At 63.2% G+C, this 25,973-nt stretch carries 46 protein-coding genes; all 46 read left to right on the top strand.

Annotated elements, in window-relative coordinates; genetic code table 11:
* Positions 1-123 precede the first annotated feature (123 nt).
* On the top strand, positions 124-972 hold the full coding sequence (locus RhoFasB10_RS18810) for a PD-(D/E)XK nuclease-like domain-containing protein (RefSeq protein WP_167677978.1): 849 nt from the start codon (positions 124-126) through the stop codon (positions 970-972).
* Positions 965-2,092, top strand: a complete 1,128-nt coding sequence (locus tag RhoFasB10_RS18805) for a hypothetical protein (RefSeq protein WP_167677976.1) — start codon at positions 965-967, stop codon at positions 2,090-2,092. The genes RhoFasB10_RS18810 and RhoFasB10_RS18805 overlap by 8 nt, the downstream gene beginning before the upstream one ends.
* Positions 2,089-2,418: a hypothetical protein gene (locus RhoFasB10_RS18800; protein WP_167677975.1), complete on the top strand. Its 330-nt coding sequence runs from the start codon at positions 2,089-2,091 to the stop codon at positions 2,416-2,418. The genes RhoFasB10_RS18805 and RhoFasB10_RS18800 overlap by 4 nt, the downstream gene beginning before the upstream one ends.
* Positions 2,415-2,630 (top strand): hypothetical protein, encoded by a 216-nt coding sequence (locus RhoFasB10_RS18795; protein WP_167677973.1) that lies wholly within the window; start codon positions 2,415-2,417, stop codon positions 2,628-2,630. Before RhoFasB10_RS18800 ends, RhoFasB10_RS18795 begins: the two co-directional genes overlap by 4 nt.
* Positions 2,627-3,043: a hypothetical protein gene (locus RhoFasB10_RS18790; RefSeq protein WP_167677971.1), complete on the top strand. Its 417-nt coding sequence runs from the start codon at positions 2,627-2,629 to the stop codon at positions 3,041-3,043. Before RhoFasB10_RS18795 ends, RhoFasB10_RS18790 begins: the two co-directional genes overlap by 4 nt.
* Entirely contained in the window at positions 3,043-3,423 is a 381-nt protein-coding gene (locus RhoFasB10_RS18785; RefSeq protein ID WP_167677969.1) for a DUF4326 domain-containing protein, read from the top strand. Before RhoFasB10_RS18790 ends, RhoFasB10_RS18785 begins: the two co-directional genes overlap by 1 nt.
* Positions 3,424-3,893: 470 nt before the next feature.
* Complete coding sequence (locus RhoFasB10_RS18775) at positions 3,894-4,109, top strand: hypothetical protein (RefSeq protein WP_167677965.1); 216 nt, start codon at positions 3,894-3,896, stop codon at positions 4,107-4,109.
* Positions 4,109-5,047, top strand: coding sequence for a phage Gp37/Gp68 family protein (locus tag RhoFasB10_RS18770; protein WP_167677964.1), 939 nt, complete (start codon positions 4,109-4,111; stop codon positions 5,045-5,047). The genes RhoFasB10_RS18775 and RhoFasB10_RS18770 overlap by 1 nt, the downstream gene beginning before the upstream one ends.
* On the top strand, positions 5,044-5,229 hold the full coding sequence (locus tag RhoFasB10_RS18765; protein ID WP_167677962.1) for a hypothetical protein: 186 nt from the start codon (positions 5,044-5,046) through the stop codon (positions 5,227-5,229). Before RhoFasB10_RS18770 ends, RhoFasB10_RS18765 begins: the two co-directional genes overlap by 4 nt.
* Entirely contained in the window at positions 5,210-5,938 is a 729-nt protein-coding gene (locus tag RhoFasB10_RS18760; RefSeq protein WP_167677960.1) for a hypothetical protein, read from the top strand. The genes RhoFasB10_RS18765 and RhoFasB10_RS18760 overlap by 20 nt, the downstream gene beginning before the upstream one ends.
* Positions 5,935-6,168 carry a hypothetical protein gene (locus RhoFasB10_RS18755; protein WP_167677958.1) on the top strand — a complete coding sequence of 78 codons (234 nt, stop codon included), beginning with the start codon at positions 5,935-5,937 and terminating at the stop codon, positions 6,166-6,168. Before RhoFasB10_RS18760 ends, RhoFasB10_RS18755 begins: the two co-directional genes overlap by 4 nt.
* A complete protein-coding gene (locus RhoFasB10_RS18750; RefSeq protein ID WP_167677956.1) occupies positions 6,165-6,920 on the top strand; it encodes a hypothetical protein in 756 nt (251 codons plus the stop codon). The genes RhoFasB10_RS18755 and RhoFasB10_RS18750 overlap by 4 nt, the downstream gene beginning before the upstream one ends.
* The gene (locus tag RhoFasB10_RS18745) at positions 6,917-7,195 is read left to right on the top strand and encodes a hypothetical protein (RefSeq protein ID WP_167677954.1); all 279 of its coding nucleotides are present in this window, start codon (positions 6,917-6,919) and stop codon (positions 7,193-7,195) included. The genes RhoFasB10_RS18750 and RhoFasB10_RS18745 overlap by 4 nt, the downstream gene beginning before the upstream one ends.
* Positions 7,192-7,488: a hypothetical protein gene (locus RhoFasB10_RS18740; protein ID WP_167677952.1), complete on the top strand. Its 297-nt coding sequence runs from the start codon at positions 7,192-7,194 to the stop codon at positions 7,486-7,488. The genes RhoFasB10_RS18745 and RhoFasB10_RS18740 overlap by 4 nt, the downstream gene beginning before the upstream one ends.
* Positions 7,485-7,775 carry a hypothetical protein gene (locus RhoFasB10_RS18735; RefSeq protein ID WP_167677950.1) on the top strand — a complete coding sequence of 97 codons (291 nt, stop codon included), beginning with the start codon at positions 7,485-7,487 and terminating at the stop codon, positions 7,773-7,775. The genes RhoFasB10_RS18740 and RhoFasB10_RS18735 overlap by 4 nt, the downstream gene beginning before the upstream one ends.
* 501 nt (positions 7,776-8,276) lie before the next feature.
* Positions 8,277-8,576: a hypothetical protein gene (locus RhoFasB10_RS18730; RefSeq protein WP_167677948.1), complete on the top strand. Its 300-nt coding sequence runs from the start codon at positions 8,277-8,279 to the stop codon at positions 8,574-8,576.
* Entirely contained in the window at positions 8,573-8,959 is a 387-nt protein-coding gene (locus RhoFasB10_RS18725) for a hypothetical protein (protein ID WP_167677946.1), read from the top strand. The genes RhoFasB10_RS18730 and RhoFasB10_RS18725 overlap by 4 nt, the downstream gene beginning before the upstream one ends.
* Positions 8,960-9,075: 116 nt before the next feature.
* A complete protein-coding gene (locus RhoFasB10_RS18720; RefSeq protein WP_167677945.1) occupies positions 9,076-9,426 on the top strand; it encodes a hypothetical protein in 351 nt (116 codons plus the stop codon).
* Positions 9,423-9,740, top strand: a complete 318-nt coding sequence (locus RhoFasB10_RS18715) for a hypothetical protein (protein WP_167677943.1) — start codon at positions 9,423-9,425, stop codon at positions 9,738-9,740. The genes RhoFasB10_RS18720 and RhoFasB10_RS18715 overlap by 4 nt, the downstream gene beginning before the upstream one ends.
* 302 nt (positions 9,741-10,042) lie before the next feature.
* Positions 10,043-10,315, top strand: coding sequence for a hypothetical protein (locus RhoFasB10_RS18710; RefSeq protein WP_167677941.1), 273 nt, complete (start codon positions 10,043-10,045; stop codon positions 10,313-10,315).
* Positions 10,312-10,530 carry a hypothetical protein gene (locus RhoFasB10_RS18705; protein WP_167677939.1) on the top strand — a complete coding sequence of 73 codons (219 nt, stop codon included), beginning with the start codon at positions 10,312-10,314 and terminating at the stop codon, positions 10,528-10,530. Before RhoFasB10_RS18710 ends, RhoFasB10_RS18705 begins: the two co-directional genes overlap by 4 nt.
* Positions 10,527-10,886: a hypothetical protein gene (locus tag RhoFasB10_RS18700; protein WP_167677937.1), complete on the top strand. Its 360-nt coding sequence runs from the start codon at positions 10,527-10,529 to the stop codon at positions 10,884-10,886. Before RhoFasB10_RS18705 ends, RhoFasB10_RS18700 begins: the two co-directional genes overlap by 4 nt.
* Positions 10,883-11,026, top strand: a complete 144-nt coding sequence (locus RhoFasB10_RS18695) for a hypothetical protein (RefSeq protein WP_167677935.1) — start codon at positions 10,883-10,885, stop codon at positions 11,024-11,026. The genes RhoFasB10_RS18700 and RhoFasB10_RS18695 overlap by 4 nt, the downstream gene beginning before the upstream one ends.
* A complete protein-coding gene (locus tag RhoFasB10_RS18690) occupies positions 11,023-11,265 on the top strand; it encodes a hypothetical protein (RefSeq protein WP_167677933.1) in 243 nt (80 codons plus the stop codon). The genes RhoFasB10_RS18695 and RhoFasB10_RS18690 overlap by 4 nt, the downstream gene beginning before the upstream one ends.
* Positions 11,262-11,501, top strand: a complete 240-nt coding sequence (locus tag RhoFasB10_RS18685) for a hypothetical protein (protein ID WP_167677931.1) — start codon at positions 11,262-11,264, stop codon at positions 11,499-11,501. Before RhoFasB10_RS18690 ends, RhoFasB10_RS18685 begins: the two co-directional genes overlap by 4 nt.
* Positions 11,498-11,695 (top strand): hypothetical protein, encoded by a 198-nt coding sequence (locus tag RhoFasB10_RS18680; protein ID WP_167677929.1) that lies wholly within the window; start codon positions 11,498-11,500, stop codon positions 11,693-11,695. The genes RhoFasB10_RS18685 and RhoFasB10_RS18680 overlap by 4 nt, the downstream gene beginning before the upstream one ends.
* Positions 11,692-12,066, top strand: a complete 375-nt coding sequence (locus RhoFasB10_RS18675) for a hypothetical protein (RefSeq protein WP_167677927.1) — start codon at positions 11,692-11,694, stop codon at positions 12,064-12,066. The genes RhoFasB10_RS18680 and RhoFasB10_RS18675 overlap by 4 nt, the downstream gene beginning before the upstream one ends.
* Positions 12,063-12,851: a hypothetical protein gene (locus tag RhoFasB10_RS18670; protein ID WP_167677925.1), complete on the top strand. Its 789-nt coding sequence runs from the start codon at positions 12,063-12,065 to the stop codon at positions 12,849-12,851. The genes RhoFasB10_RS18675 and RhoFasB10_RS18670 overlap by 4 nt, the downstream gene beginning before the upstream one ends.
* A 593-nt stretch (positions 12,852-13,444) precedes the next feature.
* On the top strand, positions 13,445-15,016 hold the full coding sequence (locus RhoFasB10_RS18665) for a TROVE domain-containing protein (RefSeq protein WP_167677923.1): 1,572 nt from the start codon (positions 13,445-13,447) through the stop codon (positions 15,014-15,016).
* Positions 15,016-15,612, top strand: a complete 597-nt coding sequence (locus RhoFasB10_RS18660) for a hypothetical protein (protein ID WP_167677921.1) — start codon at positions 15,016-15,018, stop codon at positions 15,610-15,612. The genes RhoFasB10_RS18665 and RhoFasB10_RS18660 overlap by 1 nt, the downstream gene beginning before the upstream one ends.
* Positions 15,609-16,358, top strand: a complete 750-nt coding sequence (locus RhoFasB10_RS18655) for a nucleotidyltransferase domain-containing protein (RefSeq protein WP_167677919.1) — start codon at positions 15,609-15,611, stop codon at positions 16,356-16,358. The genes RhoFasB10_RS18660 and RhoFasB10_RS18655 overlap by 4 nt, the downstream gene beginning before the upstream one ends.
* Positions 16,352-17,440 (top strand): RNA ligase, encoded by a 1,089-nt coding sequence (locus RhoFasB10_RS18650; RefSeq protein ID WP_167677917.1) that lies wholly within the window; start codon positions 16,352-16,354, stop codon positions 17,438-17,440. Before RhoFasB10_RS18655 ends, RhoFasB10_RS18650 begins: the two co-directional genes overlap by 7 nt.
* A complete protein-coding gene (locus RhoFasB10_RS18645; protein WP_167677915.1) occupies positions 17,437-18,336 on the top strand; it encodes an AAA family ATPase in 900 nt (299 codons plus the stop codon). The genes RhoFasB10_RS18650 and RhoFasB10_RS18645 overlap by 4 nt, the downstream gene beginning before the upstream one ends.
* Complete coding sequence (locus tag RhoFasB10_RS18640; protein ID WP_167677913.1) at positions 18,336-18,521, top strand: hypothetical protein; 186 nt, start codon at positions 18,336-18,338, stop codon at positions 18,519-18,521. The genes RhoFasB10_RS18645 and RhoFasB10_RS18640 overlap by 1 nt, the downstream gene beginning before the upstream one ends.
* 510 nt (positions 18,522-19,031) lie before the next feature.
* Positions 19,032-19,385 carry a hypothetical protein gene (locus RhoFasB10_RS18635; RefSeq protein WP_167677911.1) on the top strand — a complete coding sequence of 118 codons (354 nt, stop codon included), beginning with the start codon at positions 19,032-19,034 and terminating at the stop codon, positions 19,383-19,385.
* Between the two features lie 101 nt (positions 19,386-19,486).
* Positions 19,487-20,110: a hypothetical protein gene (locus RhoFasB10_RS18630; protein ID WP_167677910.1), complete on the top strand. Its 624-nt coding sequence runs from the start codon at positions 19,487-19,489 to the stop codon at positions 20,108-20,110.
* Positions 20,111-20,306: 196 nt separating this feature from the next.
* Positions 20,307-20,693: a hypothetical protein gene (locus tag RhoFasB10_RS18625; RefSeq protein WP_167677908.1), complete on the top strand. Its 387-nt coding sequence runs from the start codon at positions 20,307-20,309 to the stop codon at positions 20,691-20,693.
* Positions 20,690-20,983, top strand: a complete 294-nt coding sequence (locus tag RhoFasB10_RS18620) for a hypothetical protein (protein WP_167677906.1) — start codon at positions 20,690-20,692, stop codon at positions 20,981-20,983. Before RhoFasB10_RS18625 ends, RhoFasB10_RS18620 begins: the two co-directional genes overlap by 4 nt.
* Before the next feature lie 156 nt (positions 20,984-21,139).
* Entirely contained in the window at positions 21,140-21,289 is a 150-nt protein-coding gene (locus RhoFasB10_RS18615) for a hypothetical protein (protein ID WP_167677904.1), read from the top strand.
* A 240-nt stretch (positions 21,290-21,529) separates the two neighbouring features.
* On the top strand, positions 21,530-21,673 hold the full coding sequence (locus RhoFasB10_RS18610) for a hypothetical protein (protein WP_167677902.1): 144 nt from the start codon (positions 21,530-21,532) through the stop codon (positions 21,671-21,673).
* Between the two features lie 59 nt (positions 21,674-21,732).
* Positions 21,733-22,014, top strand: a complete 282-nt coding sequence (locus RhoFasB10_RS18605) for a hypothetical protein (protein ID WP_167677900.1) — start codon at positions 21,733-21,735, stop codon at positions 22,012-22,014.
* Positions 22,014-22,178, top strand: a complete 165-nt coding sequence (locus RhoFasB10_RS18600) for a hypothetical protein (protein ID WP_167677898.1) — start codon at positions 22,014-22,016, stop codon at positions 22,176-22,178. Before RhoFasB10_RS18605 ends, RhoFasB10_RS18600 begins: the two co-directional genes overlap by 1 nt.
* Positions 22,178-22,531 carry a hypothetical protein gene (locus tag RhoFasB10_RS18595; RefSeq protein ID WP_167677896.1) on the top strand — a complete coding sequence of 118 codons (354 nt, stop codon included), beginning with the start codon at positions 22,178-22,180 and terminating at the stop codon, positions 22,529-22,531. Before RhoFasB10_RS18600 ends, RhoFasB10_RS18595 begins: the two co-directional genes overlap by 1 nt.
* A gap of 406 nt (positions 22,532-22,937) precedes the next feature.
* Positions 22,938-23,333 (top strand): hypothetical protein, encoded by a 396-nt coding sequence (locus RhoFasB10_RS18590; RefSeq protein ID WP_346764427.1) that lies wholly within the window; start codon positions 22,938-22,940, stop codon positions 23,331-23,333.
* A complete protein-coding gene (locus tag RhoFasB10_RS26445; RefSeq protein ID WP_167677892.1) occupies positions 23,320-25,371 on the top strand; it encodes an LAGLIDADG family homing endonuclease in 2,052 nt (683 codons plus the stop codon). The genes RhoFasB10_RS18590 and RhoFasB10_RS26445 overlap by 14 nt, the downstream gene beginning before the upstream one ends.
* Positions 25,355-25,960 (top strand): terminase TerL endonuclease subunit, encoded by a 606-nt coding sequence (locus tag RhoFasB10_RS18580; RefSeq protein WP_167677890.1) that lies wholly within the window; start codon positions 25,355-25,357, stop codon positions 25,958-25,960. Before RhoFasB10_RS26445 ends, RhoFasB10_RS18580 begins: the two co-directional genes overlap by 17 nt.
* Positions 25,961-25,973 lie beyond the last annotated feature (13 nt).

Below are 25,973 nucleotides of genomic sequence, written 5' to 3'. Positions count from 1 at the left end.
CCCGAATTACAAGGAGGACGGAGTTATCGAATCCGTTTGCTCGAAGTGGGTGCACGTCCGGTACGGGCACTTCACGGTCACACCCACCCATCCCGACAATCTGAGTCTGCCAGGAGGCCGACCATGAGTGACATCGTCGAAGGGCCAGGCCAGTACGACGGCATTCCCGACTCGGAGTACCACCGCGACAAGGGAAGTTTGTCGTCGTCGGGTGCACGGAAACTTCTGCCGCCGTCGTGCCCCGCGATCTTCAAGTGGGAACGCGACCATCCGCCGGAGTCGAACGACAACTTCGATCTCGGGCATGCGGCTCACACACTCGTGCTCGGTGAGGGCGCCGAGATCGTGTCGCTTGAATTCGACAGCTGGAGCACGAAGGCGTCGAAGGAGAAACGAGACGAGGCACGCGCGGAAGGCAAAACGCCGCTGCTCGAGAAGGACTTCCGCAAGGTCCACGAGATGGCGGCTGCCCTCCGATCGCACCCGCTCGCGAACATTCTCTTTCACGAAGGCGTCGCCGAACGCTCGATGTACTACGAGGATCCTGAGACCGGAGTGATGCTCCGGGCGCGGCCGGATTGGCTGCCGGTGCATTCACGGAGTCGGCTGATCATCACCGATTACAAGACCGCTGCGTCCGCCAACCCTGCGAAGTTCGCGAAGTCCGCCGCTGAGTACGGCTACCACATTCAGGATCCGTGGTACCGGGACGCAGCGATCGCGTTGGGATTGGACGACGACCCCGCTTTCGTGTTCGTCGTTCAGGAGAAAAGCGCCCCGTACACCGTGTCAGTCATCGAACTCGACCAGGACGCAGTGAATCTCGGCCGTCGTCTCAGCCGCGCCGCGATCGACATCTACGCCAAATGCCACGCCAACGATGACTGGCCTGGTTGGGGCGATGACGTTCACCAGGTTTCCCTGCCCAGTTGGGCCTTCTACCAGTCAGAGGAGTTCCTCAGCCATGTCTAGCCCCGTCCGCTACCAGCCCGTCGCCACTCCCGCAGCTCCGCGAACCAGCGTCAGTCAGGCGACCGCGATCGAACAGTCCCGCGCCGTCGCCGAGGTCCAGGCCGCTGTTCTCGTCGCCCAGCAGAACCGGCGGTCGAAGCCGCTGGCCGTCGACGAAATGCGCGACACCACCCACCAGAAGGCAGTCGCCGAGAAAGCATTCTTCCGGTACTCACGTGGCGGCAACACGGTCACCGGCCCGTCGGTGCACCTCGCCCGCGAACTCGCCCGCTGCTGGGGCAACATCCAGTACGGCGTCACCGAGCTCCGTCGTGACGACGAGAAGGGCGAATCGGAGATGCAGGCCTACGCCTGGGATCTCGAGACGAACGCCCGAAACTCGACGACATTCATCGTCCCGCACAAGAGGGACAAGACCGGTGGCGCAGTGAAGCTCACCGACATGCGTGACATCTACGAGAACAACGCCAACGCGGGTGCCCGTCGTGTCCGCGAGGCGATCCTGTCGGTGTTGCCGTCGTGGTTCGTTGAGGAGGCGAAGGACCTGTGCAACGCCACGTTGCAGGACGGCGGCGGTGTGCCGATCGCGACGCGAATCGCGAACAGTGTCGGGCACTTCGAGACCATCGGGATTTCGCTCGCGCAGCTTGAGGCGAAGGTTGGTAGCAAGCGTGACGCGTGGACGGAACACGACCTGTCTGCGCTCGGTGTGACGTTCCGGTCGTTGAAGAACGGCGAGGTGACGAAGGAGGAGGAGTTTCCGCCTATTCGGTTGTCGGCGGAGTCGATCAAGGCGGAGGCGGAGAAGAACAAGCCAGCCGCCGACAAGGCCGAGAAGCCTGCCGCCGAGACCCAGGATTCCGACCCGGCCGAGAAGCCGGACGAGCCGAAAGCCCCGGACGTCGACCCGAACGGTCCCGTCACCGAACAGCAGGGCCGCGACCTCAACGACCAGTTCAAGGCGATCAAGCTGACCCGCTGGGCTGACCGCTTCGAGTGGCTGAAGGGCAACGGCATCCTCGACGAGGACGTGAAGGGCATCAACGGCCTGACCGCCGCCCAGGCGCAGGCCGCCCTCGACGCATTCGCCGAGCCAGAGCAGCCGGGTGAGCCAGCATGAGCGGCGAACACGAGACGAGTGGCGAGTACGAGATGTTCCGCCCGATCGTCGCGCTCAAGGGCGGTGGTGGCATCTACGAGGCTACGGACTACATGGCCGGTTTCGAGATGGGGGTCCTCGAAGGTCAGCTCGGTGGCGACGTTTCACCCACACCTGACAAGCCTGGGTTCGGTGCGACGACCGACTGGCGTTGGATCCGCCAAGGCAACATGCAGCAGGTCGACCTGATTGCGATGGAGCACGGCCGCGTCGTCGAGTTCGGTGAAACGCACGAGGATCTGGTCGCAGTCCGTCTGGTCCAGCCGAATGGCGGTGAGCCGTCATGAGCCAGGAACCGAAGGGTGGCATCTGGCTTCCCGACAAGTCCGATTGGGCCGCGGTGTTCGGCACCAACAGTGCCGAGCATGCCTTCCTCGAGGTCGTGACCAAAGCACCGACTGCAACGCTCGACCAGGTCGCGAAACTGGCCAACGCGATGGGCCTGGTGTTCAAGCTGAAGGTGGAGAAGAAGCCACCGACGTCCGGGACCACGTCATGAGCGGCGTGCCTGCCGTCCCGACGACGGCGCAGATCGAGGACGACCCAGTCCCCAACCTGTACGCGATCGAACGAGGCCTGCAGCACCTCGAGATTTCGGGTGGTCTCGCCGCGTTGGAGTTGAAGAACGCGCGTACCGCGTTGGTGGAGGCGCGCCGCGATCTGCGGCGCGCCCGGGTCGTCGCCCGCCTGAAAGCAAAGGCGGAGTTGACGAAACCAACGATCCCCGACTTGCAGGCGTTCGTAGATCAGGCCACCGATGAGGAGCAGTTCGCGTTCGAGTTGGCGGAGGTGGAGGTCCGGTACACAGCGGATTTGGTGGATGAGCGTTCGTCGACGCGGTCGTCGTTGCAGACGCGCGCGAAGTTGGCGATCGAGTGCATGCGCCTGGCTGGTCATGGCGGTGGTGCGTGATGCCGCAACGGATCCAGCGCAAGCGGACGAAGGGCTGGCGTATGCCCGAGGGTGCCGTGTACGTCGGTCGGCCGACCCGGTTCGGCAACCCGTGGCGTATCGGCTCGGACGGGCTAGTCGCTGGTCCGGGAATGTACTTCTCGGCCGATCCTGAGATGTCGCAGCAGATGGTCATTCGGCTGTTCCATGACTGGCTGACCAAAGGGAAAGCTGCGCCCGCGCTGATGGTGGGCGGCGGATACCCGCAACTGGATTCCCAGCGTGACTGGATCCGCGACGCTTTGCCGGTCCTCCGAGGTCACGACGTCGTCTGCTGGTGCTCCCTCGATGAGCCGTGTCACGCCGACGTGTTGCTCGAACTCGCGAATAAGGAGGCGTGATGGCGCGCTACACAGGTTTTTCTCCGCAGACGAAGTCGGTTGTCCGTCAACGCTCAGGGGGTTTGTGTGAACGCTGCGGACTGGACTGGGCTGTTCAGGATCACCACCGCCGTGCCCGAGGGATGGGTGGTACGCGGCGAGCATCTACGAACGCCGCGTCGGGTTGCCTCGCGGTCTGCCTGCGCTGCCACAACCGGATCGAGTCGGCCCGCGCGGACGCGCTCCAGCATGGCTGGCTGGTGCCTCAGCACAAGGAACCCGCCGACGTCCCCGTCCTGTACCGCGGCCAGTTGGTGCTGTTGGACGACGCCGGCGGAATCGAATACCTGCCGGGGGTGCCTGATGACGCAGCGTGAACTCGCATCCCTGTTCACGGCGTTCTCACTGGCCGCATCAGCGACCGCGTACGCCGCATTCCAAATCTGTTCCCTCGCTGTACGACTCGGCGAGAGCTATTCCAGGAGTTCCGAATGAATGAAGCAAACACGCATCGGGCGTTCGCGTTGCACACCGAATACGATCCGCCGCGCCACAAGCTGATCGCGTCGGGCCCGCAAGGGTTCTGCATCGTCCAGGCTGAGGACTACGCGGCCAAGCACGGCATGGAGACGGGTGTCGTCGAGGCCGGAAAACTCGGGAACCCGTGGGCCGCAGAGTGGCCAGAGGACAAGCCAGGTCGCAGCTGATGGGAAAAACGACGATCGAATGGACGGACCGGACATGGAATCCGGTCACCGGCTGCACCAAAGTGTCACCCGGGTGCGATCACTGCTACGCCGAGACCCTCGCTGAACGGTTCCGCGGTACACCGGGCCACTACTTCGAGAACGGCTTCGACGTCCAGCTGCGGCCGGCGAAACTCGCTGAGCCGCTGCGGTGGCGGACACCGAGCCGCGTCTTCGTGAACAGCATGTCGGATCTGTTCCACGACGACATCCCCAACGAGTACATCGCGCGAGTCTTCGCGGTCATGGCGCTTACGCCGCAGCACACCTTCCAGGTCCTGACCAAGCGCCACGCGAGGATGAAATCCCTGCTGTCGTCCGAGAGTTTCGAAGCGGCTGTGTTCGATGCATGCGACGGAGCTTTCGACGGGTACTTCCAGCTTCCGTTGCCGAATGTCTGGTTGGGTGTGTCCGCCGAAAATCAGAAGTGGGCCGACATCCGCATCGACCGTCTGCTCGACACCCCGGCGGCAGTCCGATTCGTCAGCGCCGAACCGCTTCTCGGTGAGATCGACATCTTTCGCAGCACTCGGATAGACCGATTGCCCGGGCTCGACTGGGTCATTGCTGGAGGTGAGTCCGGCCGTCGCGCACGCCCCCTACATCCCGGCTGGGTGCGACTGCTACGCGACGAGTGCAAAGACGCACAAATCGCATTCCACTTCAAGCAGTGGGGCGAATGGGCGCCAGTCGACGGCCAGCCACAGGACGGTGACGTCTGGGTACTCGGCGAGGCATTCGAAAGCCACGCCTACCCGTGGCGACCAGACACCGAACCGGCTGCCCCCGGACGCTACTCGCGCTACGCCGACCACCTCATGCGCCGAGTCGGAAAGAAGACCGCCGGCCGGGAACTCGACGGCCGCACGTGGGACGAGTTCCCGGCAGGTGCGTCATGACGTGGATCGAGATCGTCGGCGGTGTGTTGGCGGCCGCCGCGATCCTTCTCGGCGCGACGGGAATCATCCTCGCGCTCCGCGAATCCGACACAGAACGCGGCCTCACCTACCCCTACGGGTCGACCGAGCGCCGCGCACTGACAGGAAAGGAGAACCCACCACATGCCATGGTTCAAAGCTGACGACGGACTGCCCGATCACCGCAAGGTTCGACGCGCAGGAACCGCCGCAATGGGGCTTTGGGTGCTCGCGGGTGCATGGTCGGCGCGCAATTTGACTGACGGATTTGTACCGCGAGAGATCGCGAAGCGTTGGGATCCTCGCGGTTCGTATGCACGCCGTTTGGTCACGTCTGAGCTGTGGATAGAGGCCGTGCACCACGGCGAGAACGGCTTCCAGTTCCACGACTGGGAGGGCTACCAGCCGATGAAAGCCGTGGTAGAAGCCGAACGCGAGGCAGCCAGGGAACGGATGAAAAAGAAACGGGCGCAACGCAAAACCGGCGACCGTTCCAACGATGTTCAGGCGAACACCGAGCGAAGTTCGGAATCGGTTCGCGAACCCCGACCCGACCCGACCCCATCCCGACCCGACCCGACCTCTTCTAGTGAAGACTTGGGTAGGAGGGTTACTGAAAGCAACGCGCAAGAACCGCCCTCCCCGAAATGCATCCGCCACAGGAACGAACCGCACCCACCACGCTGCGGCGCATGCGCTGACGCGCGCCGAGCTCGAGCGGACTGGGACGAGGCGCACGGGCGGGCGGTCCTCGATCAGGCGAAAGCGAAACGCGCCGCGATCAGCTCATGCCCGGACTGCGACGAGGCCGGCTGGATCATCGGTTCCGAGCCGGTCGTCCGCTGCGGTCACGAGCAGAGGCGGACGTCGTGACGGCCGCACACAACGACGCCGGGATCGTCGCCTGCCCTGACTGCCACGCTCCCGTCCGGTCCCGCTGTGTGTGGCCGGACGGGAGGGAGCGGCGGACACCGTGTCTGAACCGGTTGCGTGCGGCGGACCGGTACGACGGCGCCGTGTCGGTCGGGTCGGGGCTGACCGATCTCGACGAGCCGGAGCAGCGAGACATCACCGAACCTCTCCACCCACAGGAGGACCAGTGAGGCGGCAGTGGTGGCCGGACGGCGCTCGACGCGTCGACGCCAAGACTCGACCCGACGTCGGAGACATCATCGGCCACGACTACCAGCCGTGGCGAGTCATGGAAGTCCGAGACTCACCGCTGCGCGACGGCGAACAGACCTGGTGCAAGCCGTACATGCTGCACCTGCGTCCCGCGCAACTCGACACTTGGCGTACGGCGATGGACGAAGACATTCACGGCCGGGTCGTGGACACCCTGTGGCCGATCCTCGGCGAGCACTATCCGGTGTGTGTGAAGTGCGGGGATCTGACGCCGTGTCGTGAGGTCGTGTCCGTGAAGATCGCGGCCGAGTCGGCGGAGAACGCAGCCAGGTATGAGACGGCCGGCGTCTGCCCCGCCTGCGAGGAGGTTGTCACCCGCCGCCAACAGGCCGTGACCTGGCAGGAGAACGTCGTCGCGGTCCTCGGGCCGCCTGTGACGTTCCATCTGCGGCAGAAATGTTTTTGGGGCGCATACGAGTACGAGCAGAAGTGGTCGCGTGAGTACCCGGATCGGCCGCTCCGATTCCATTGCGGCGGCGATGTCGTCAATCACGGCGACGGGACGTACGAGTGCACCCATGAGAGCGCATGCCCCGGTCCGTCTGCACGGCATCGATCGATGTCGGTGTGCAGGGACTGCTGTTCACCGCGACCACGTGACTGCCACCCGAAACCCGACGCAGTCAACCGATTTCATTCCGAACCACTACACCCCCAGGAGGGGCAATGAGCATCTGGAATCAGCAACCACTTCAGCAGAACATGGAGACCGAGCAGATGGAATCGGCTGGCCGACGAGCTCGCGCCCCGCGGCGTGCACAGCTCACCACCGAACTGAAACTCGAAGCGCGCGACAACATCACACTCGCCGACCTCGACGAGATCATGGCCCAGACCGCGAACTGGGACCGGAACACCATCGTCACGGTCAAGGCCAAGACGTACGACCAGCGCGGCGAGATGCCGATGTACACGCTCTCGCTGATCGAAGGACGCACAGCATGAGCGATCGAAGCGACCGAATTGCCAGCGCGTTCGAGATCCGCCGCAAGGACGACGTTGATGGCGGCTACGAGCTCTACCTGAACGGCGAGTTCGTCCCGTGGGCTGTGTCCACCGAAGGTCTCGAGATTCACCACACGGAGGTCGAGCGGTTCAAGTTCGTGCAGGTCCGCCTGTTCGTGGAGGGCGATATCAAGATCGACCCGTCGATCGTCGTCACGAATGTCGGCGACGGCGTCCGCACTCTGCGACGACCACAAGACATTTCGAAGCCCTCCGAGGGAGGCGTGTTGTGACCGGGGTGTTGGTGTTTCAGAAGCGCCCGGAGCGGGTGCAGGCGATGCAGTGGGACAACACTCCGGAGTCGGCCAAACAGGTTGCAGCGTGGACTGATCCGGAAGGCTGGACGTTCCAACTGTCGCGGCCGGCCCCGTTCGGCGGGTATGTGTTCGAGCTGATCGACCCGGACGGTCAGCCCACTGACGTGTATCCAAACGGCTGGATTGTCCGTGTCGGAACGGGCATGTTTCAGGTGTTGCGGGAATTGGAGTTTCGGGCTGGCTATGAGCGGGTGATCGTGTGAGTGACGGGAAGACTCCTGTGAAGCGGTTGCGTGCGGTGGTTGGTCAGGTGCGGAGTTTCGATGGCGGGTCGCCGCAGTCGGTGGATGGTGTGTGCATTTGTGGGGCGTGCCGTGACTGCCGGTTGGCGTTGAAGGACGGCGAGATGGGGCGGGCGTCGTGAGCGGGCATCGGATCCGCATCGTCGGCTTGTCTCCTGCGGTGACTGGGGCGAAGCGTCGCATGTACCGGACGTCGTGTTCGTGTGGTTGGGAGTATCGCGGTGATTACACGCGTCACGAAACGTTGGCGGCGGAGCGGGGCCGGGAGCATCTCGAGCAGGCTGGTCGGCCGCCGTGCCCGCATCCGGGAAAGAAGAAATTCGCTAGCCGGGAGCGGGCTGAGCAGTCGATGTCGACGGTGTGGCAACGCTCCCGCCGTAGCGGCGCGTTGCCGTCTCGTTCGTACCAGTGTGCGTGTGGGTTCTGGCATTTGACGAAGGCCGCGAGAAAGGACTACTCGGCATGAGCGAACGAGATGCATTGGCTGCGACGATCCGCGCCGACTACGACAAGCGGCCGCCGGACCGTTACCCGACGGAACACGCTCTCGCGGAGGCGGTTCTCGCTGCGGGTTGGCGTCCACCAGCACGACTGATCGAATCGGTCGAAGAGCTGGACGCTTGCGTGATGGAGACTGTTATCCGCGACGCTGACACGGCCGTGATGGAGCGATGGAATGGCGGTTGGGTCGCAGTTGGTTACGGCGTTGGGCAGCCGAAGTTGTCTGCGACGGTGTTGTGGGAGTCGGGTGATCCACGATGAGCCTCACGAAGCGTGACAAGTTCACACCCTCACGGACGCCATATGCGTTCGCACCGGCAACGTTCGACGGCGAGCGAGTCGACGCGCTGTGGGCGAGCCGTAAGCACGGCGAGACAGTCGTAACGCTCGGCTCCTACCGCCTGTTTTCGTTCACTGATCGTGATGCGAGCGACTTCGACTCGTTGCTGTCTGTCGCTGACACCCGCTACGGCGGGAACTGGATGTTTCGTTGGGATGGAACGACGTTGCTGCACAACCCGGAGTTCAAGTCGGCGTTCGGTGGCTGGCAATCGGTGACCGAGAAGCTGGATGCGGTGCTACGTGGCTTCCCTGAGGTGCCTGTGGATTGGGACGGTTGGTACTACCGAGAGAAGGCCGTCTGATGTCTGATGTGTCACCCGAAGCCATCATCGCGGAGCACGGCCTGTCGAGTTGGTCTTTGGTCTCTATGCCAGGGAGACATGAAGTGCGCGCGGTCTGCCTGTGTGGCCATGAGGAGGTGGCTCCGAAGTCTAAGTCGGAGTTCCTGATACCTCCGCAAGCACGCCGAATACTTGCAGGCCACCAGGTGGAGCGGTTGCGGCACCACGGACACACCATCGTGCCCAGCGACGGCATAGTGCGCACCTACCGGGCCGCGTCGACCCTCGGTCAGAAGTACATGTTGCCGACGACGTTCGGTTGCGATCGCGAGGAAGCCGAGCGGTGGTTCGAGTTGCATCAGAGCGCACTTGCCGGTCTGCCTGGCGTGGACACGGTTCAGTTGGAGTACCGCGACGAACTGGATTCGGATTGGGAACCCCTCGCCGCTGCTGCTTCGCCTACCGCACCCGCACAGGAGGAATCGTGAGCGCCTACCCGCAGGACATCTACACGAGCAACGATCGTTGGGGGCGGATTCACCAGGGCCACGACCTCGATCGTGCCGAGTTGCAAGCGGACCTGGAGCACAACGTCGGCCTGCAACACGGTAGCGAGGTGCTGTCGATCACCGAGTCACGTCTCGCTTACCGGCCGCGCGTCAAGTGGTGCGGGCGCGTGGATGGAGTCGGCTGCGACAACGAAGGCGAGTGGCACCGTCACTGGTTCGAGGTGCGGCAGAACGGGGAGCTGTTCACGATCGCGCAGTGGCTCCCCGCCCCTTCCGCACAGGACGGTGAGTGATGGGCGCGAAGTTTCGGTGCTGCCCGCACTGCGCGACAGACCCCAACCACGAAGCCCTCAACCTGACCGACAACCACGATGGTGCGTGTGAGGCGGAATGCGACGACGGCAATCGCATCGTCCGGGCCGCGCCTGTTTCCGCACAGGAGAACACCAACCATGAGTGACCATCGGCCTAGCCTGCGTGAAATCCGCGAGCAGTATATGGCTCTCGGATACGAGGATGTCGACTCCGGTCCTGTGATCGGACGCGGCAATTCAGAGTCGTGCGGCGACTGCGAAGCCTGCTGAGGAGAACACCAATGACTGACAACGCAATCGGAACCGTCCTCGACATGGGCTCGCCCGAGCCCGCAGAGAACGTGATCGCCGTCGATTCGATCGAGTTCGACGACATCGACGAGTACGACAGCGGAGTGGCGCTGAGGTTCGGGCGCACACACGACAACGAATGGAAGGGCTACCTGTTCGGCGGCAAGGTTTACTACGCCTGGGACGAGCTGGTGCGCCGGTTCGGGCCTGTGCGTATCGCCGCTCTCGCTGCTGTGCCTGCTGCTGGGGAGGAGAGCAAGTGAGCGCGGGGGATCGGGTAGCCATTGCATTCGCTGCCCTCGTAACACTGACTCGGATCACGTCACTGCTTGCTGCACTGTGGTTTGCAGTCGTCGCCTCGTGGAGATGGGATTCGAGCTACGTCCCCACCATCGCAGCACTGTTCACTGCCTACATCGCATCGTCGGCTGTCATGTCGCTGATGTTGTGGCGCTCCGGATTGAGGGGTGGTGTGTGAGCGTGGAAACCGACCTCACCGCACTACTGCGAGACCACGTCTGCCGCTACTTCGGGCCAGCATCATCCGACGACGCATCGAACTGCGAATGCGGATGGTGGGGCGAGAACTACCCCGCTCATGTGGCTTCTGTGGTGTCGGCGGCATACACCCTCACACCGAAGGAGCCGGAGCCTCCAGCGGTCGACATCGAACTGGAACGACCACGGCTCAAGGTGATGCACGCGCAGGAACAACGGGACCGCGAATACCGGCACCCCGAGACCGACTGGCAACACCAGTACGCCGTCGATCATGCGCTCGCGGAAGCACAGGATGCACTCGCGAAATACTACGAAGCGCGGAGGACCCCATGAGCGGAGCAACGATTCTCGCGTTCGTAGCTGGACTGTGCGTCGGATTCGGCGCGACACACGAGTGGTTCTGCCACATGTCGTTGCGCCAGTATTGGCGCTATCGGGCGCTGGCCTTCGCGATGAGAGGCGGTAAGCGATGAGCCTGCCAGTAGAACCGAACGAAGTTGTTCAGCTCGTTGAGGAGTACGTCGACAACGAGCGTCGATCCGCCGACAAGTTCGACAACAAGACTGCCCTTGACGAATCGGGCATCTCCGATCTGCATCGGCTAGCGGCACGTATCTACGCCCTCGGGCACTCCGACGGCACCTGCGTCGCCAACGAACGCCACAACCGGCGTCGAAGCCGCGAACGCAAGGACCAGGAGCAAAAGCCATGAGCGCCCGCGTGATCGAACCACGCGAGAACAGGAAACACCAGTGCGACCTCCCAACGATGCGAGGCGGCTACGGCTCCACCGGATACGCCGACTACTCAGTCGCGGAATGCGACGAGTGCGGCCAATGGTGGTACTCGGCGCCCTGCTACGAGCACTACGGGCCGACGTCGACGTGGAAGAAAGTGCGCTGGTACGTGTACCGGCTTCGTCGTCTCGCTGCGGAAAGCCAGACGTGAACACTGAAGCGGAGGCGTGGGAGTCGTTCATCGCGCAACTCGACACCGGGCAGCGCATCGAACTGCTCACCCACATGTCGCAAGCGCTGACGCTATCCCTGGGTGCCCTGTGTTCGATGCTGGGCATACCGGAGTCGATTGCGGCCGAGAATGCTGACAGCCTCACTCTCGAGCTGATGGACGAAATCCTGTGACCGCCACCCTCGTCACACTCCCCTACCTGCGGCCACCGAAAACATCCAACGAGTCCGCCCGGTCCACCGGCCGCCACAACTCGCGCACCACCAAGACCGTCCGCCGCGAAATGTGGGCCCTCGCGAAATCCCTGAAGATCCGCGAGCACACCCGCTCCGACGTCCTCATCACGTGGTGGGCGCCCAACGCCATCCGCCGCGACGCTGGCAGCCTCTTTCCTCTCCTGAAAGCGACGATCGACGGCTTCAAAGACGCCGGTGTCTGGCCCGACGACCACTACGTGTTCGTCCGCACCGAGTCCTGCCGCGTCGAACTCGACCGCGCGAACCCGCGCATCACCTTGGAGATCACCGAACTGGAGACCCCATGATCCTCGTAACGATCCGCGGCACCGCCAACCAGCGCGGTGCACTCAACGGCGCCATGACCGGCCACGTCGCCCGCCACTTCCAAAACAAGTGGGACCTTTACGACATCTCATATTCGGCATCGATCGGGAACATCCGCGCGGCCGGGGAACTCCCACTGTCCCTCGACGACTCCGTCACCCAGGCCGTCGCCGACCTCGTCCGCTTCGTCCAATCGACGAACGATGTTGTCGGACTCGTGTCGTACAGTCTCGGTGGCATTGCCGCGATGCGGTTCCTCGAAGGCGTCGCCTCCGGCAAGTACCGGAACCGTGACGGGTCGCGGATGGAGATCGCTTTCCACGTCGGCATCGCAAACCCGTCCCGAAACAGGGGCGACTCCGCCGTCTCCGGGCTGAAAGGCTCTGGCCTTCACTCATCCCACGGCCCACTCCCCGCCGGAATGTTGAACCTCGAAGTCTGCAACCCGCACGACATCATCGGCAACGCCGACGAATACTCCCCCGCACGACACATCGCCCGCGGACTCTCCCCCTTCGCAGCACTCGAAGGCAAAGCCGCCGACCCGTTCAAGTCCGTCGACGCCCTCCGCAAAGCTGACTGGCTCGCCCGCATCCGCCCCGGCCGCTACACCGAAGCACTCATCGGCCTCGCCGGATACGCATTCCCCAACCCGGCCCGGACACCGCGCACCACCGAACACACCCTGTATGCGACCGAGCGATTCCCCGGCTCGACGCTGACGTGGACGGACTGGGCGGCCGCCGAGATCGACCGCCGATTCTGACCGTTCGGAAACAGGTTGAGTGTCAACGTCGGCGCCGATAACGTTTGTGGTGCTTCAGGTGTGATCGGGTCGCGGTACTTCTTTGGGTGAATTATCCCGTGCCCCACGGCTTTCTCTGAAGCATTACAACTGAACAGCGTGGCTGGTGTGCAGATGCATGTGGTTACTTCTCCTGCTAAGAGAGAGACGTGGGTTCGAATCCCACCGAGGCTCAACGAGTCCCGTAGTTCAGCGGCCTAGAACACTTCGTTACCACCATCGACTTTTCCTCAGCCACGCACTAAACGCATTTGCACTCCCGGTGTGTCGCGTCGGACCGTTACTTCTGGTTCAGGCAACGGACTGTGGTTCGTTGTTGCGGTTCAAGCCCGCAGACGGTTACGCACTATTCCTCGGGGGCCTAATTCCATAGTGGCAGTGCCGGTGTGCCGACTGCGCATCCTTCTGTGTCGCGGGTTCGACCCCCGCCCTGTGCGTGCAGCTCAGGTAGCTCAGTTGGTAGAGCGAGAAATTTAATCAGCGTGGCCCCCTTCCGTTTCTCGGCACTGCTACGCATGGTTCGGCTCCCCTCCAACGATGTTGAGAGAGGCCCCATGTCGAAGTTCAACACCGCCCTGGCTCGTCCGGCGGGTAGAGGCCCGATCCGGTCGGAGACCTCCCCGTCCGGCCGCACGTTCGAAGGCGCACCCGGGTTCACCCGTGACACTAAGTCGGAACTGTTCCTGCTGGCGGTGGCGAACATGGTTGGCGAGGACACGTTCTACGAGAACGCCCGCGACCGCGACTCCCGCTTCACCTCACTGGTCAAGGCGGTCGCTGTCGATGACTTCGACTGGTTGACACGGTTCGCGACCTGGCTGCGTTCCGAGGCGAACATGCGGACTGCGTCTCTCGTTCTCGCTGCCGAAGCAGTGAAGGCCCGCCTCGACGCGGGCCTTGACGGTTCCCGCGGCATCGTCAACGCGGTCCTGCAGCGGCCGGACGAGCCAGGCGAGTTCATCGCCTACTGGCATTCACGGTACGGCCGGAAGCTGCCGAAGCCGGTGAAGCGCGGCGTCGCTGATGCAGTCGTTCGGCTGTACACGGAACGCTCGGTCCTCAAGTACGACACCGCGTCTCATGGTGTGCGGTTCGCTGACGTCATCCGGCTGACCCGGCCGACACCGAAGGCCGAGTGGCAGCAGGCGCTGTTCCATTACGTCATCGGGCAGCGGATCGGCGTCGACGGATTGGAGATCCCCGGCGAGCTCGAGACCCTGCGCCGCAATGCCTCGCTTCGCAAGCTCAACCCCACCCAGGTCACCCATCTCGCCGAGACGGGTGCGCTTGCGCCTGCGCTCGCAGACGCAGGCGCGACGTGGGAGTCGATTCCGTCGTTGGTGAACGGGCCGTGGACGAAGGAGCTGTGGGAGGCGATCATCCCGTCGATGGGCTACATGGCCCTGCTCCGGAATCTCCGCAACTTCGACCAGGCTGGCGTTTCCGATGAGGTGGCGGAGGTCGTCGCCGCGTTCCTGTCCGAACCGCTTCAGGTCGCGAGGTCTCGCCAGTTCCCGCTCCGCTTCCTGTCCGCGTACAACGCGGCCCCGTCGCTGCGCTGGTCGTACCCGCTGGAGAAGGCACTCGACGCATCGGTCGCCAACATCCCCTCCCTGCCGGGTCGGACGTTGATCATGGTCGACACGTCGAGCTCGATGCATTCCGGGTTCTCGAAGGACGGCACCCTGATGCGGTGGGACGCCGCCACCCTGTTCGGGTTGGCGTTGGCGCGGCGTTGCGACGACGCCACCGTCGTGTCCTACTCGAACCGGGCCGCGATCTTCCCGAAGGTCCTCGGTGAATCCCTCCTGTCCGGGTTGAAGCGGTGGCGGACGGACGGCTACTTCCTCGGCGGCGGTACAGCGACCGCCGGGGCGACGAAGGCTGCGTTCTCCAGTCACAACCGTGTCGTCATCCTCACGGACGAACAGGGCGGCGGCTACTACGGAGACCCGGGCGACGTCATCCCCGATCACGTCCCCCTGTTCACGTACAACCTGGCCGGATACCGGCATGGCCACACCGCATCCGGACCCAACCGTCACGTTTTCGGCGGACTGACGGATCAAGCGTTCCGGCAGATCCCCCTCCTGGAGAACGGAACCGACACCGACTGGCCGTTCTGATGAACCCAGAGCAGGACGTCCTCGACGACATCGATCGCCTCGTGGACGAGCAGATGGCGGGCGGCGAACCAGTCTTCGGGGGCCGCGCCCCAGTGTGCCGCTGCGGCAGGTCGTGGCACGGCCTGCCGCAGACAGGCTGCCCCGGCTCGGCTTCCGAGGGCCCGCTCACCGACAACGTGTTCGTTCCATGGGGCAGCGGAACACCAGGGTGGACTATCACCGTCGGGGACGGCGTCACGTCGGCGCTCCGTCGTCTCGCCGAGCATGCGGAGTCCATAGCGGCGATCTTCCGTGACATCGTCCTCGTTGATGCCCCTCGCCCTGAGGCGCCGAGACTGCAGCGCGGCGACCGCATCGGCTACCAGGACGAGAACGGCCGAGTCCATATCGGTGTCGTCGCCGAGCATTCGACAGATCCCGACACCGGTGTCACCACGACACGGATGGAAGGCGAAGACACGCCCCGCGAATCGGGGCATGCATGGGTCCGCATGCCCAGCCCTTCGTTAACGCCACCGATGTGGGCGAACAACCCGGGCCGTTCACGTCGCCCACGCCGAAACCGGAACCAGCCAAACCGACAGGGGATCCGATGAGCGACACCGCGAAACTCGTTCGACCACACCCGAAGTTCAACCCCGAAACCCGCACCTCGCACATCCTTCTGGAAGGCGTCGTCGGGTCGGTCGCCTACGGGCTGAACACGCCAACTTCAGACATCGACTACTCCGGCATCTACGTCGAACCGACCGAAGTGCTGCTGGGACTGCATCCGCCGCAGCGTGAACGGGCGACGTGGAAGCGGAAGGACCCGGACACCACGTTCCACGAACTCGGCAAGGCGCTCGGCCTCATGTTGTCGTGCAACCCGACCGCGTCCGAGATCCTGTGGCTCCCCCACTACCTCCGACAGAACCAGTTCGGTGAGGAACTGATCTCGCTGCGATCGAACTTCCTCACGAGGAAACGAGTCCGCGACGCGTTCTTCGGTTACGCCACCAGCCAGTTCCACCGTCTCGTGCACCGTGGACGCTTCCAAGGGTCGCTCGAGACCCGCCGCGAGAAGCACGCTCGGCACACGATGAGGCTGCTGTGGCAGGGCTACGAGCTGTACACGACCGGCGTGCTGCCGATCAAGGTGCCGGATCCGCAGCCCTTCTTCGACTTCGGTCGGTCGATAGTCAACGATCCCGAAGCGCTCGCCGCCCGCACCCTCATCACCGAATACCAGATCAAGTTCAACGCTGCCACGTCCCCGCTGCCCGACCAGCCGGACGAGGCGCCGGTCGAGGACTTCCTGCAGCGCGTCCGCCGCCACTACCTCGGGGAGATCGCATGGTGAACATCGACCAGCTTATGAGTCCGGTTGCGCTGCAGGCCCGGATCGATGAGGGCATGGTCAAAGTCCGCGCGCATCCGACGTTGCCGTACCGGATCTACAACTACTCGGAGCTCGCCGCCTACTCGCGCACGTGGGACGACGTCACTCTGCAGTGCCGCGGACTCATCGTCGACGACACCGGTGAAGTTATCGCCCGGCCGTTCCCGAAGTTCTTTAACGACGCCGAGCACGACGGCGACCGGCTGCCGCAGCTCGACCTGTCGGCACCGGTGGAAGTGACTGACAAACTCGACGGCTCACTCGGCATCCTGTACCCGACAGGCCAGGGCGGGTATGCGATCGCGACCCGCGGCTCGTTCGAATCAGATCAAGCGAAGTGGGCGACCCAACACTTCACGGACCTCTACTTCGATGTGTGGAGCCCGGAGCCGGGGTTCACGTACCTGTTCGAGATCATCTACAGGGCGAACCGAATCGTCGTCGACTACGACTTCGAGGGACTCGTCCTGCTCGCGGTGGTGGACAACGAGACCGGGCACGTCGGGTCCCCGCATGCCGGCTACGAGTGGCCTGGCCGGAAAGCGGAACGGTTCCCGTACGCCACTCTCGGGGAGGCACTTCGAGCGCCAGTCCGAGACAACGCCGAGGGCTTCGTCGTCCACTTCCAAGACGGCACCATGGTCAAGCTGAAGCTGGAACGGTACGTGCAGCTCCACAAGATCGTGACGGGCATGTCCGAGAAGACGGTGTGGGAGCATGCCGCCGCCGGGAAGCCGTTCGAGGATCTCGTTCTCGACCTGCCCGACGAATTCCACGACTGGCTCACCAAGACTTGGCTCACGCTGCAGAAGCAGCACCGGGCCATAGCGGACACTGCGCGCGCCGCATTCGATTCGATCCGCGAAATCGCGCCATCTGGTGACCGCCGAGAATTCGCCGAGATCGCGAAACGTCACGACAACACGCCGCTACTGTTCTGCCTCCTCGACGGCCAGCAGGACCGCATGAACACCGCCATCTGGAAGACCCTGAAACCCCGCGGTGACACGTTCATGCTCGACCATTCGGAGGCAGTCGCATGACCGTCGTCGTCGCGACGCGCGGCTACCCAGGATCCGGTAAGACGACGTGGGCTCGCACCTGGGTCGCCGAGGACCCGGAGAGGCGTGCCCGGCTGAACCGAGACGATCTCCGTGCGTCCCTGTTCGCTGTCGATGGTGTTGGCACCTATCTACAAGAGCGGGCCGTCACGATCGCCCAGCACACCGCGGCGAAACATCTGCTCGAGAATGGCGTCTCGGTGGTGTTCGATGATACGAATCTGCGGATGAAGTACGCCCGCGAGATCGCGTCTCTGGCGAAACAGGTGGGCGCCGACTTCGTGACGCAGGATGTCCCGACGCCGTTGGAGGAATGCCTACGCCGCGACAAGCACCGTGCAGTCGAGGGTGGCCGGTTCGTCGGCGAGACGGCGATCCGCGATATGGCGGCACGGTTCCCGATCAAGTCGTGGCAGCCGATCGAGGTGCGGCCTGACGTCGCGGTGAAGCCAGCACCGTATGTGCCGGACCTGTCTTCGCCGCGCGCCTACATCGTCGATGTCGACGGCACCCTCGCTTCGATGGGCGACCGTGGACCGTACGACTACACGCGCGTCTCCGAGGACACGCTGGTGGTTCACGTCGCAGAGGTTATCGATCGGCTCGACGGCAAGATCATCGTGATGTCCGGCCGCGAAGATTCCTGCCTAGCAGACACGGCGGCGTGGCTTCATCGCTTCGACGTCCGCTTCGACGAGCTGCTGATGCGCCAGAACGGTGACGGACGCAAGGACGCCGTCGTGAAGGCTGAACTGTTCGACAAGCATGTGCGCCACCGGTACAACGTGCAGGCCGTATTCGATGATCGAACGCAGGTCGTGCAAATGTGGCGGGAGATTGGCCTGCCCTGCTTCCAGGTCGCGCCAGGAGACTTCTGATGGACAACTCGTATGCAGCGGACTGGATGCTCTGCTACTGCCCGCAGTGTCGTCAGAAGCGTTGGGGCGACCAGATGTCGCGGATCCTCCAGGACGCAAATCCGCCGCTCGTCGTGACGGTGAGGCTGTGGCCGCCACGGCTTCCGTTCGAATGGCCGACGACACAGAAAGCGATCTGCCAGTGAGTGAATGGGCTTTGGTCGTCAGCTTCGGACTCGTGCTCGCGTTCCTGGCTGTCATGTATTGGCTGGGTGAGTCGTGAGGAAGTCGGAGTACCGCGAGGAGAGGTTGGCGTTGCAGCGTGAGGAGGTTGCGACGTTGCGGCGGATAGCGGCTGTGCTCGAACAGAACTCGGCGGTCCAAGCTATCGCGGCGGAACGGTCTCTCGCCCCAAAGCAGTACTTTGGTGACGGAGAACTTCTAGACGACGTCCTCGCGGAGCCGGTGTGGTTTCGATGCGAAGACATTCATTCGGCCCGAATCGAATCGTTCACCCTGCAGAGTCCGCCGGAAGTCGTCATCGGCAGTATCGCGTACTCCGAGCGGATTCGGCTTTACACGGACAAGCACGGATTCGCGATGAAACGTCACTGCGACAGACAAGGTCGCCCGATTGCGGTCGAGGTACTTACCAAGCGGAAACCATCGTGCGGCACATGGGCGGAAGTGGAGGGGGAACAGTGAAAGATGGGCGCGTGAAAGGCCCGAAGGCGTCTGATGACCTCATCCCCGCGATCCTGTCGGGATCGACTCACGAGTTCACGCAGACGCGGGTGGAGTGGGCGACAGTCACCGATGACAGTGATCGCTATGCGTCGGGACCGACGCGTGAGGCCGCCATCGAAAGTCATCTGCGTGGTAACCGTGATTTGAAGCAGGCTGTGGCCGACCTCAAGGCGTTGAATCCTGATTCCGGTTGGGAGAAGTACACGTTTCCGGAGATTCGTGGGGTGCGGAAGACGGTGACTGTTACCCGTACTGAGGTGTTCGTGTCGCCGGTGGAGACGGACGGGTTGCCTGCGGATGCTTTCGGGTGGGAGAGGGACTGACGGGTTGACCTGCTGTAAATCGTTATCTTTCCAGGGGTGTTGACAGCTCGAGTTTTTGGTGCATGTCCGGTACAATTGATTCCGTATACCGTTGTCCCACAATGGAAGTCGAGAATATGAGCGTTACTACCGATGCTGAATACCTGCCAGCCGCCATCACGGCACTCGACGACGCCATCCATGACCTCATCAAGGTCCAAACGATGCGAGATGCTGACGGGCAGGTGTACACGGCGCCGAACCTGTACGTGCAACTGAAGACTGCTCTGCACGGACAACAGTCAGGCGAAGGCAAGTCAGCGTTCCGATCCCGGCCTTCGGTGTGGATTGCCGGTCTCGATCTGGTGGAGCGTATCGAGCGAACCGTAGCGGAGTGGGCGGCGCCTCACCGAGGCCATACCCTTTCTCTCCTTGCAGATCTTCCCCATATGGGTTGGAGGCCGCAGGACTCGTCCGAGCTACAGAAGTGGGCGCTGACCATTCGCGGCTGGGTGAAGACAATCAATAACCTGCTCGACGGCGTCTCCGAGGTGGAGGTGACTGGCGCCTGCCCACAGTGCGAGGCGAAGACGGTGTGGCGTCGGGATGACCTCGACGAGAACGTGAAGCAGCCAGCGCTGTTGGTGACGGCCCAGGAAGCTCGCTGCCTCTCGTGTGGGACGGTTTGGCCGCCGACGTCGTTTGAGTTGCTGGCGGCGGCGATTGGCTGCGCGAAAGTTGCATGATGTCGCGATGTCGCGTGTCATGTCGCGTTCGCGACATCAAATGCTACGCTGATCCCTGTCGGTGAACTGTGTCCAAATCCAGTTGCACCGACATTCTTGTATCCCAGTCTTGGCTCCCTGACTTCCCCAGCATCCTCCCCCGGGTGTCCGTGCGATCACGGAGCAGGGAGCCAACTCACTTCCCGCCAATGCCGGGTTGAGCAGTACCACCACCATCACCAGAAAGATCATCATGATCACTGTCCGCATGCGCACCGACGACCACCGCTCGACGGTCGAATATCCGACAGCCACGAAATGGCATGTCGATGAACGCGGTGGATTGCACCTGATCGCAGGTAAAGGCAATGTCGGTACACACGCCGCTGGAACTTGGGCGTGCGTAAAGGAAGATGGGCAAACAGTCCGAAACGCTGTCGGCGATCTCGTCCCGGCAGTGGAGGCCGGTTCGCTATTCGACAATGCATTCGGCAAACTCTGCGAGGCGCTGGGTATGAACCCGGCAGCATTCAACGACGATGTCGTCAGCGACGCGCGATTGGCCTTTCAGCAGGCTGCACGTGCGGGGAAGGTGTCGGCATGACTGCGGTGAATATCTGGGGCGAGGAATGGAAACTCCTCGGCTCGGCGGCGGATGGATGGAAATGCACGGACACTCGGTGCACCATCCCGCTTGCCGATCCTTCGGCTCGCGCTATCGCTAATGAAGCGTTCTCCGATCGCGGCGTCTACGTCACGTATGACCGCTCGGCAGCTCGGGTCGGTGGGTTCGTACACACCGCAAGCATCGTCCAGGCAGAAACCAGCGAGAAACTTCTAGTCCTGGATTATGCGGGACGGGTTGCAACGGAGTGGGTGGCGAGTCATGCGTAGTTGGTTGGCTGAGGTTCTGCGTGTGACCGCGAACCACCTGTCCCCGATCAAGCCTGTGGTGATGAAGTGCAACGTTCACAGTGCGCCGGGCGTGAACGAGGCAATCTCAAAGGGAATCCAGCAGAGCCTGACCTACACCGGACGCAGGATGTAGCGATGCTCGCTGAGGCTCGCGCGCTCCTAGCCGATGACACGGTTATCCCGTACGTATTGATTGACCAGTATCTGAGGGCCTTTGAGATGTCCGGCGCGACGGAGATCTCCATCGCGCACATCCGCTCGATGATCGAGAATCTGCGGCGCTGACCATGCTCGCCGACTGGTGGTCCGAGATCGTGGCGTCAGTCATCCGTTGGGCTGTTCGACGGGCACGGTCATGACGCGTATCGCGAACCTGTTGCATGCGATCGCGTATCGCCTTGCACCGCAGTCGTACACAGTGTCTGAGTCGGATCATCATGGCCAGCATCGCATCACAGTCACTGCTGGCGGTAACCGCTTCGTCTGCAACTACGGGCCGCAGCATCCTGAGCAGGATGGCTGCTGATGCCGTCACTCGAGCAGCAGATCACCGACGCCTACCTCCTCGTCCTCGGAGCTAGGGAGCGCGGCGACCTCGACGCCGAGCTGGTTCAGACTGAGCGGCTCGACAATCTCCTCGCCCGATACCCACACGACTCACGCTTCTGACCAGCATGAAGTCACCATCCCTCACCGGCGGGTAAGCGAACACCGAACGGAGCCAGTCAGTGTCACGCACACCCGAACAGATCGCAGCCGACGACGCCATCGAAGCCGCGATCGAACAAGCCCGTGTCGCGTACGGCGAGGACGATCCGGACAGCGGCAAGATCATCACCGCCTGGTACCTCGTCTCGAAGGCCAGCTACTTCGACGGAGATGACGACCTGGTGGCATGGTCGTTCTTCAAGCGAAGCAGCATGGACATCGGAGACAGCCAAGGCATTCTCAATGTCGCCTCTATCCGTGAGGACGGCATCGCGAGCGCAGTCCTGTTCGGCGAAGACTGATGGCCACCGGCGACATCCACGTCGTGCCAGTCGACGACCTCATCGAACACCTCGACGGCGACTGCCCGTGCGGCCCAACCACCGAGCCTGTACCACGCGACGACGGCAGCATGGGCTGGCTGGTCACTCACCACAGCCTCGACGGCAGAGAGCTCCACGAGTAGTGTCACGCGCCACGCTGAAGGTGTGCCGCATCGCCGGATGCCCACGCATGCAGGCCGGCCCCCTGTGCCGGGAGCATGCAAAGGACCGAGAACGACATCAACGAGCGACAGTCCCCACGAAGGCCACACGCGACGGTGAAGAGCAGGCACGCCGCAAGGCAGCCGTCGACGCCCACCGAGCGATCAACGGCGAATGGTGCCCCGGAATCGGACGCCCCGCCCACTACCTCACAGAGCGGGACGGCGGCCTCACCGCCAACCACGTGACCCCTATCGCCCTCGGCGGCGACCCACGCGGACCGCTCTCCGTCACCTGCCGATCCTGCAACTCCCGCCAGGCCGCCCGATTCTGACACCAGCTCTGACCAGCGGAAACGTAAACTCGTTCGCATCGGTAACGACAATCCGGCAAGCCTCTGACCAGCGGAAACACCGGGGCGGGGGGTGACCCCCAGACCCCCCACCCGCGTTTCGCCGCGGGGGAGGTCAGCCGATGGCGCGGAGGGTTCAAGAATTCCGGACCGCCTTCGATGTCCAGCACTTTGGTTGTAGCTTCCTCGGCTGTGCCCCAGCGCCTTTGCGCGCTCGGCCGGCACGCAGATTCGTTCCATCCGGTCGGCGCGATGCCGACGGGCTTCCGTTTGTGGCGCGATGCCACGGAGGAGAAATCACATGGCCGGTCATGGCGGTGCTCGGAACAGATCCGGGCCGCAGAAAGATCCGAACTCTGCTCGGTCCGACCGAAGGGGGATCTCGCTGGTGGACCTTCCGGCGGAGGGATTCACTGGTCGGGTTCCGGCTTGGCCGTTGTCTCGTGCGACTGCACGGGAACGGGATGTGTGGAAAGAGGCGTGGCGAACTCCGCAGGCGACGCAGTGGGTCGGCCAGAAGTGGCGTCACCGTTCGGTCGGGCTCTGGGTCCGTTGGACAGTGCGCGCCGAGAATCCCGATTCGCCGGCCGCCGACGCTGTCCAGGCACAGCGGCTTGCCGATCAGATCGGACTCAGTCCCGCAGGACTGAAAGAGAACGGCTGGCAGATCGTCGCGGATGAAGTCGGCGCGGCCCGTGAATCGAAGCGAGCAACGGCTGCGAAGTCGGAGGCGAAGCCTCGTCCAGCTCGCCGTTTGAGGGCGGTCGCCGGTGGAGGCAACTGACGGCTTCCTGGTCGACTTCCCCACTCTTGGTGATCTTGGGGAAGCGTGGACTCGGCAGCACTGCCGGATCCCGGACGGCTACAACCGTGGCGCCGAGTTCGTGTGGTCGGATTGGCAGTTCTGGTGCTCCGCCAACTACTACCGGATCCGACCGGGCGTGGAGTGGATCGACGGGCAGCCGTTGTTCAACCAGGCGTTCACCTATCGCCGAGCTCAGATCGTCGCGCCGCAGAAGGCGTTGGCGCTGGATACGCCGATCGCTACTCCTGACGGTTGGTCGACGATGGCGGCTCTGCAAGTCGGAGATTTCGTGTTCGACGAGCAGGGTGACCCCACCCGTGTCGTGTCGAAGTCTCCTGTCTGGCATTCGGATACATACCGGGTGGCGTTTTCGGACGGTTCGTCGTTGACGGCGTGCAAGGACCATCAGTGGTGGGTCGAGTGGCGGAATCCGTCGTCCAAGTACGTGCCGATGCGGGTGCGGACCGAGGATCTCGTGGGGAACTTGGTTCGCGATGGTGCGCGGGTGTTCCGTGTCCCGAATGCGAAGCCGCTGCAGTTGCCCGACGCCGAGTTGCTGCTTGACCCATACACGCTGGGTGCATGGCTGGGTGACGGTAATTCCGATGATGGTCGACTCACTGGACTGGACGTCCAGATCTGGGAGAACATTGAGCTCGCGGGTCACGAAGTTCGGCGCCACAAGGTCGAGAAGCGGGTTGGCGTCGTCGGGTTGAAGGCGACACTTCGACGGCTGGGCGTGTTGAATAACAAGCACATTCCGGCTGAGTACTTGCGGTCATCGGAGAAGCAACGTTGGTCGTTGCTGCAGGGCTTGATGGACACGGACGGGCACTGCGACGAGCGTCAGGGCAAGTGCGAGTTCACGACCACACTTTCAGCCCTCCGCGACGGGATGCTTGAGCTCCTCGCGTCGCTTGGTATCCGGCCGAAGTGCTACTCGGGTCACGCGACGTTGAAAGGCCGTGTGACTGGCCCAAAGTGGCGCATAGCTTTCTCTGCTCGCAGCGATATGCCGGTGTTCGGCTTGGATCGGAAGCAGGAACGCCTACGTTCCCCTGGCCGCGGTCACGCCCAGTTCGGTCACCGTCGGATTGTCAGTGTGGAGCGCGTCGAAACTGTCCCCACGCAATGCCTGACTGTCGCTGCAGACTCGCACGTGTTCCTCGCCGGCCGGGAGATGATTCCGACCTGCAACACAGGCAAGGGACCGTGGTCGGCATCGATGGCGACGTTCGAGGCTGTCGGCCCGAGTCAGTTCCTCGGATGGGCTGGTCGCGATGACGGGTATGCGTGCTCTGACTACGGGTGCTCGTGCGGCTGGGAGTTTCCGTATGAGCCGGGGGAGCCGATGGGGATGCGGCATCCGTCGCCAGTCATTCAGCTGACTGCGACGAACGAGGACCAGGTCGACAACGTCTATCGGCCGCTGACGGCGATGATCCGTCTTGGGCCCCTGTCCGAGTTGCTGTTCGTGCGCGAGGGTTTCGTTCGAATCGCAGGCGAAAGTCCGGGTGAGGATTTCGACCGGATCGACGCAGTGACGTCGTCGGCGAATGGTCGTGTCGGTAACCCGGTGTCCTGGGTGCTGCACGACGAGTCCGGCTTGTACACGCGGTCGAACAAGATGCTGAAGGTCGCTCAGGATCAGCGTCGCGGCGCAGCCGGCATGAACGGTCGGACGATGGAGACCACGAATGCGTGGGATCCGGCCGAGAACTCGACCGCTCAGCAGACCTACGAGTCGCGGGTGACTGACGTGTTCAAGTTCTACCGCATTCCGCCGGTTGGCCTTTCGTGGGGCAACAAGCGTGAGCGTCGGAAGATCCTGAAGTACGTGTACGAGGGTTCGCCGTGGGTGAACCTCGACTCGATCGAGGCGGAAGCGCTGGAGATCGGCGAGACCGACCCAGCTCAGGCTGAGCGGTTCTTCGGGAATCGTCTTGTGTACGGCCAGGGCTCGTGGTTGCGGGACGGCTTGTGGAACGACAGGTACGTCGATGCTGTGGCTTCCTAACCCACCGGCCGGAACTCAGGTGGCCGTTGGCTTCGACGGTTCCGAGAACAATGACTGGACCGCGATCCGTTGCGAGACACGAGATGGCGTTCAGTTCACTCCTCGGTACGGGCCTGACGATCTCCCGACGATCTGGGATCCGAGTGAGTGGGAAGGCCGTATTCCTCGCGGCGAGGTCCATGCAGCGGTCGACGAGATCTTCGACAGGTACAAGGTCGAGCGAATGTACTGCGACCCGCAGGACTGGTACTCGGAGATCGGTGATTGGTCACGAAACCACGGCGAGGAGCACGTCTTCGAGTGGCACACAGGGCGTGTCAATCAGATGTACGAGTCGATCCGCCGTTTCGAGACGGATCTCGCGACCGGGCGCATATCGCATGACGGTTGCCCGATCACCGCGATTCACATCGCGAACGCACGCAAAGTGGCGAAGCCAGGCCAGAAATACGTTCTCGGCAAACCCACCGATCACCAAAAGATCGACGCCGCAATGGCATCAATCGTCGCACATGAGGCAGCTGCGGATTCCTGGGCAGCTGGCTGGCCCGAACCGAACCAGGTGAGCAGCCGAATGATCGTTTTCTGAACTGAATGGGGGT

This window comes from Rhodococcus sp. B10, from assembly GCF_011770055.1.
GTDB lineage: Bacteria > Actinomycetota > Actinomycetes > Mycobacteriales > Mycobacteriaceae > Rhodococcoides > Rhodococcoides kyotonensis_B.
This window is presented reverse-complemented; position numbering and strand designations above follow the sequence as displayed.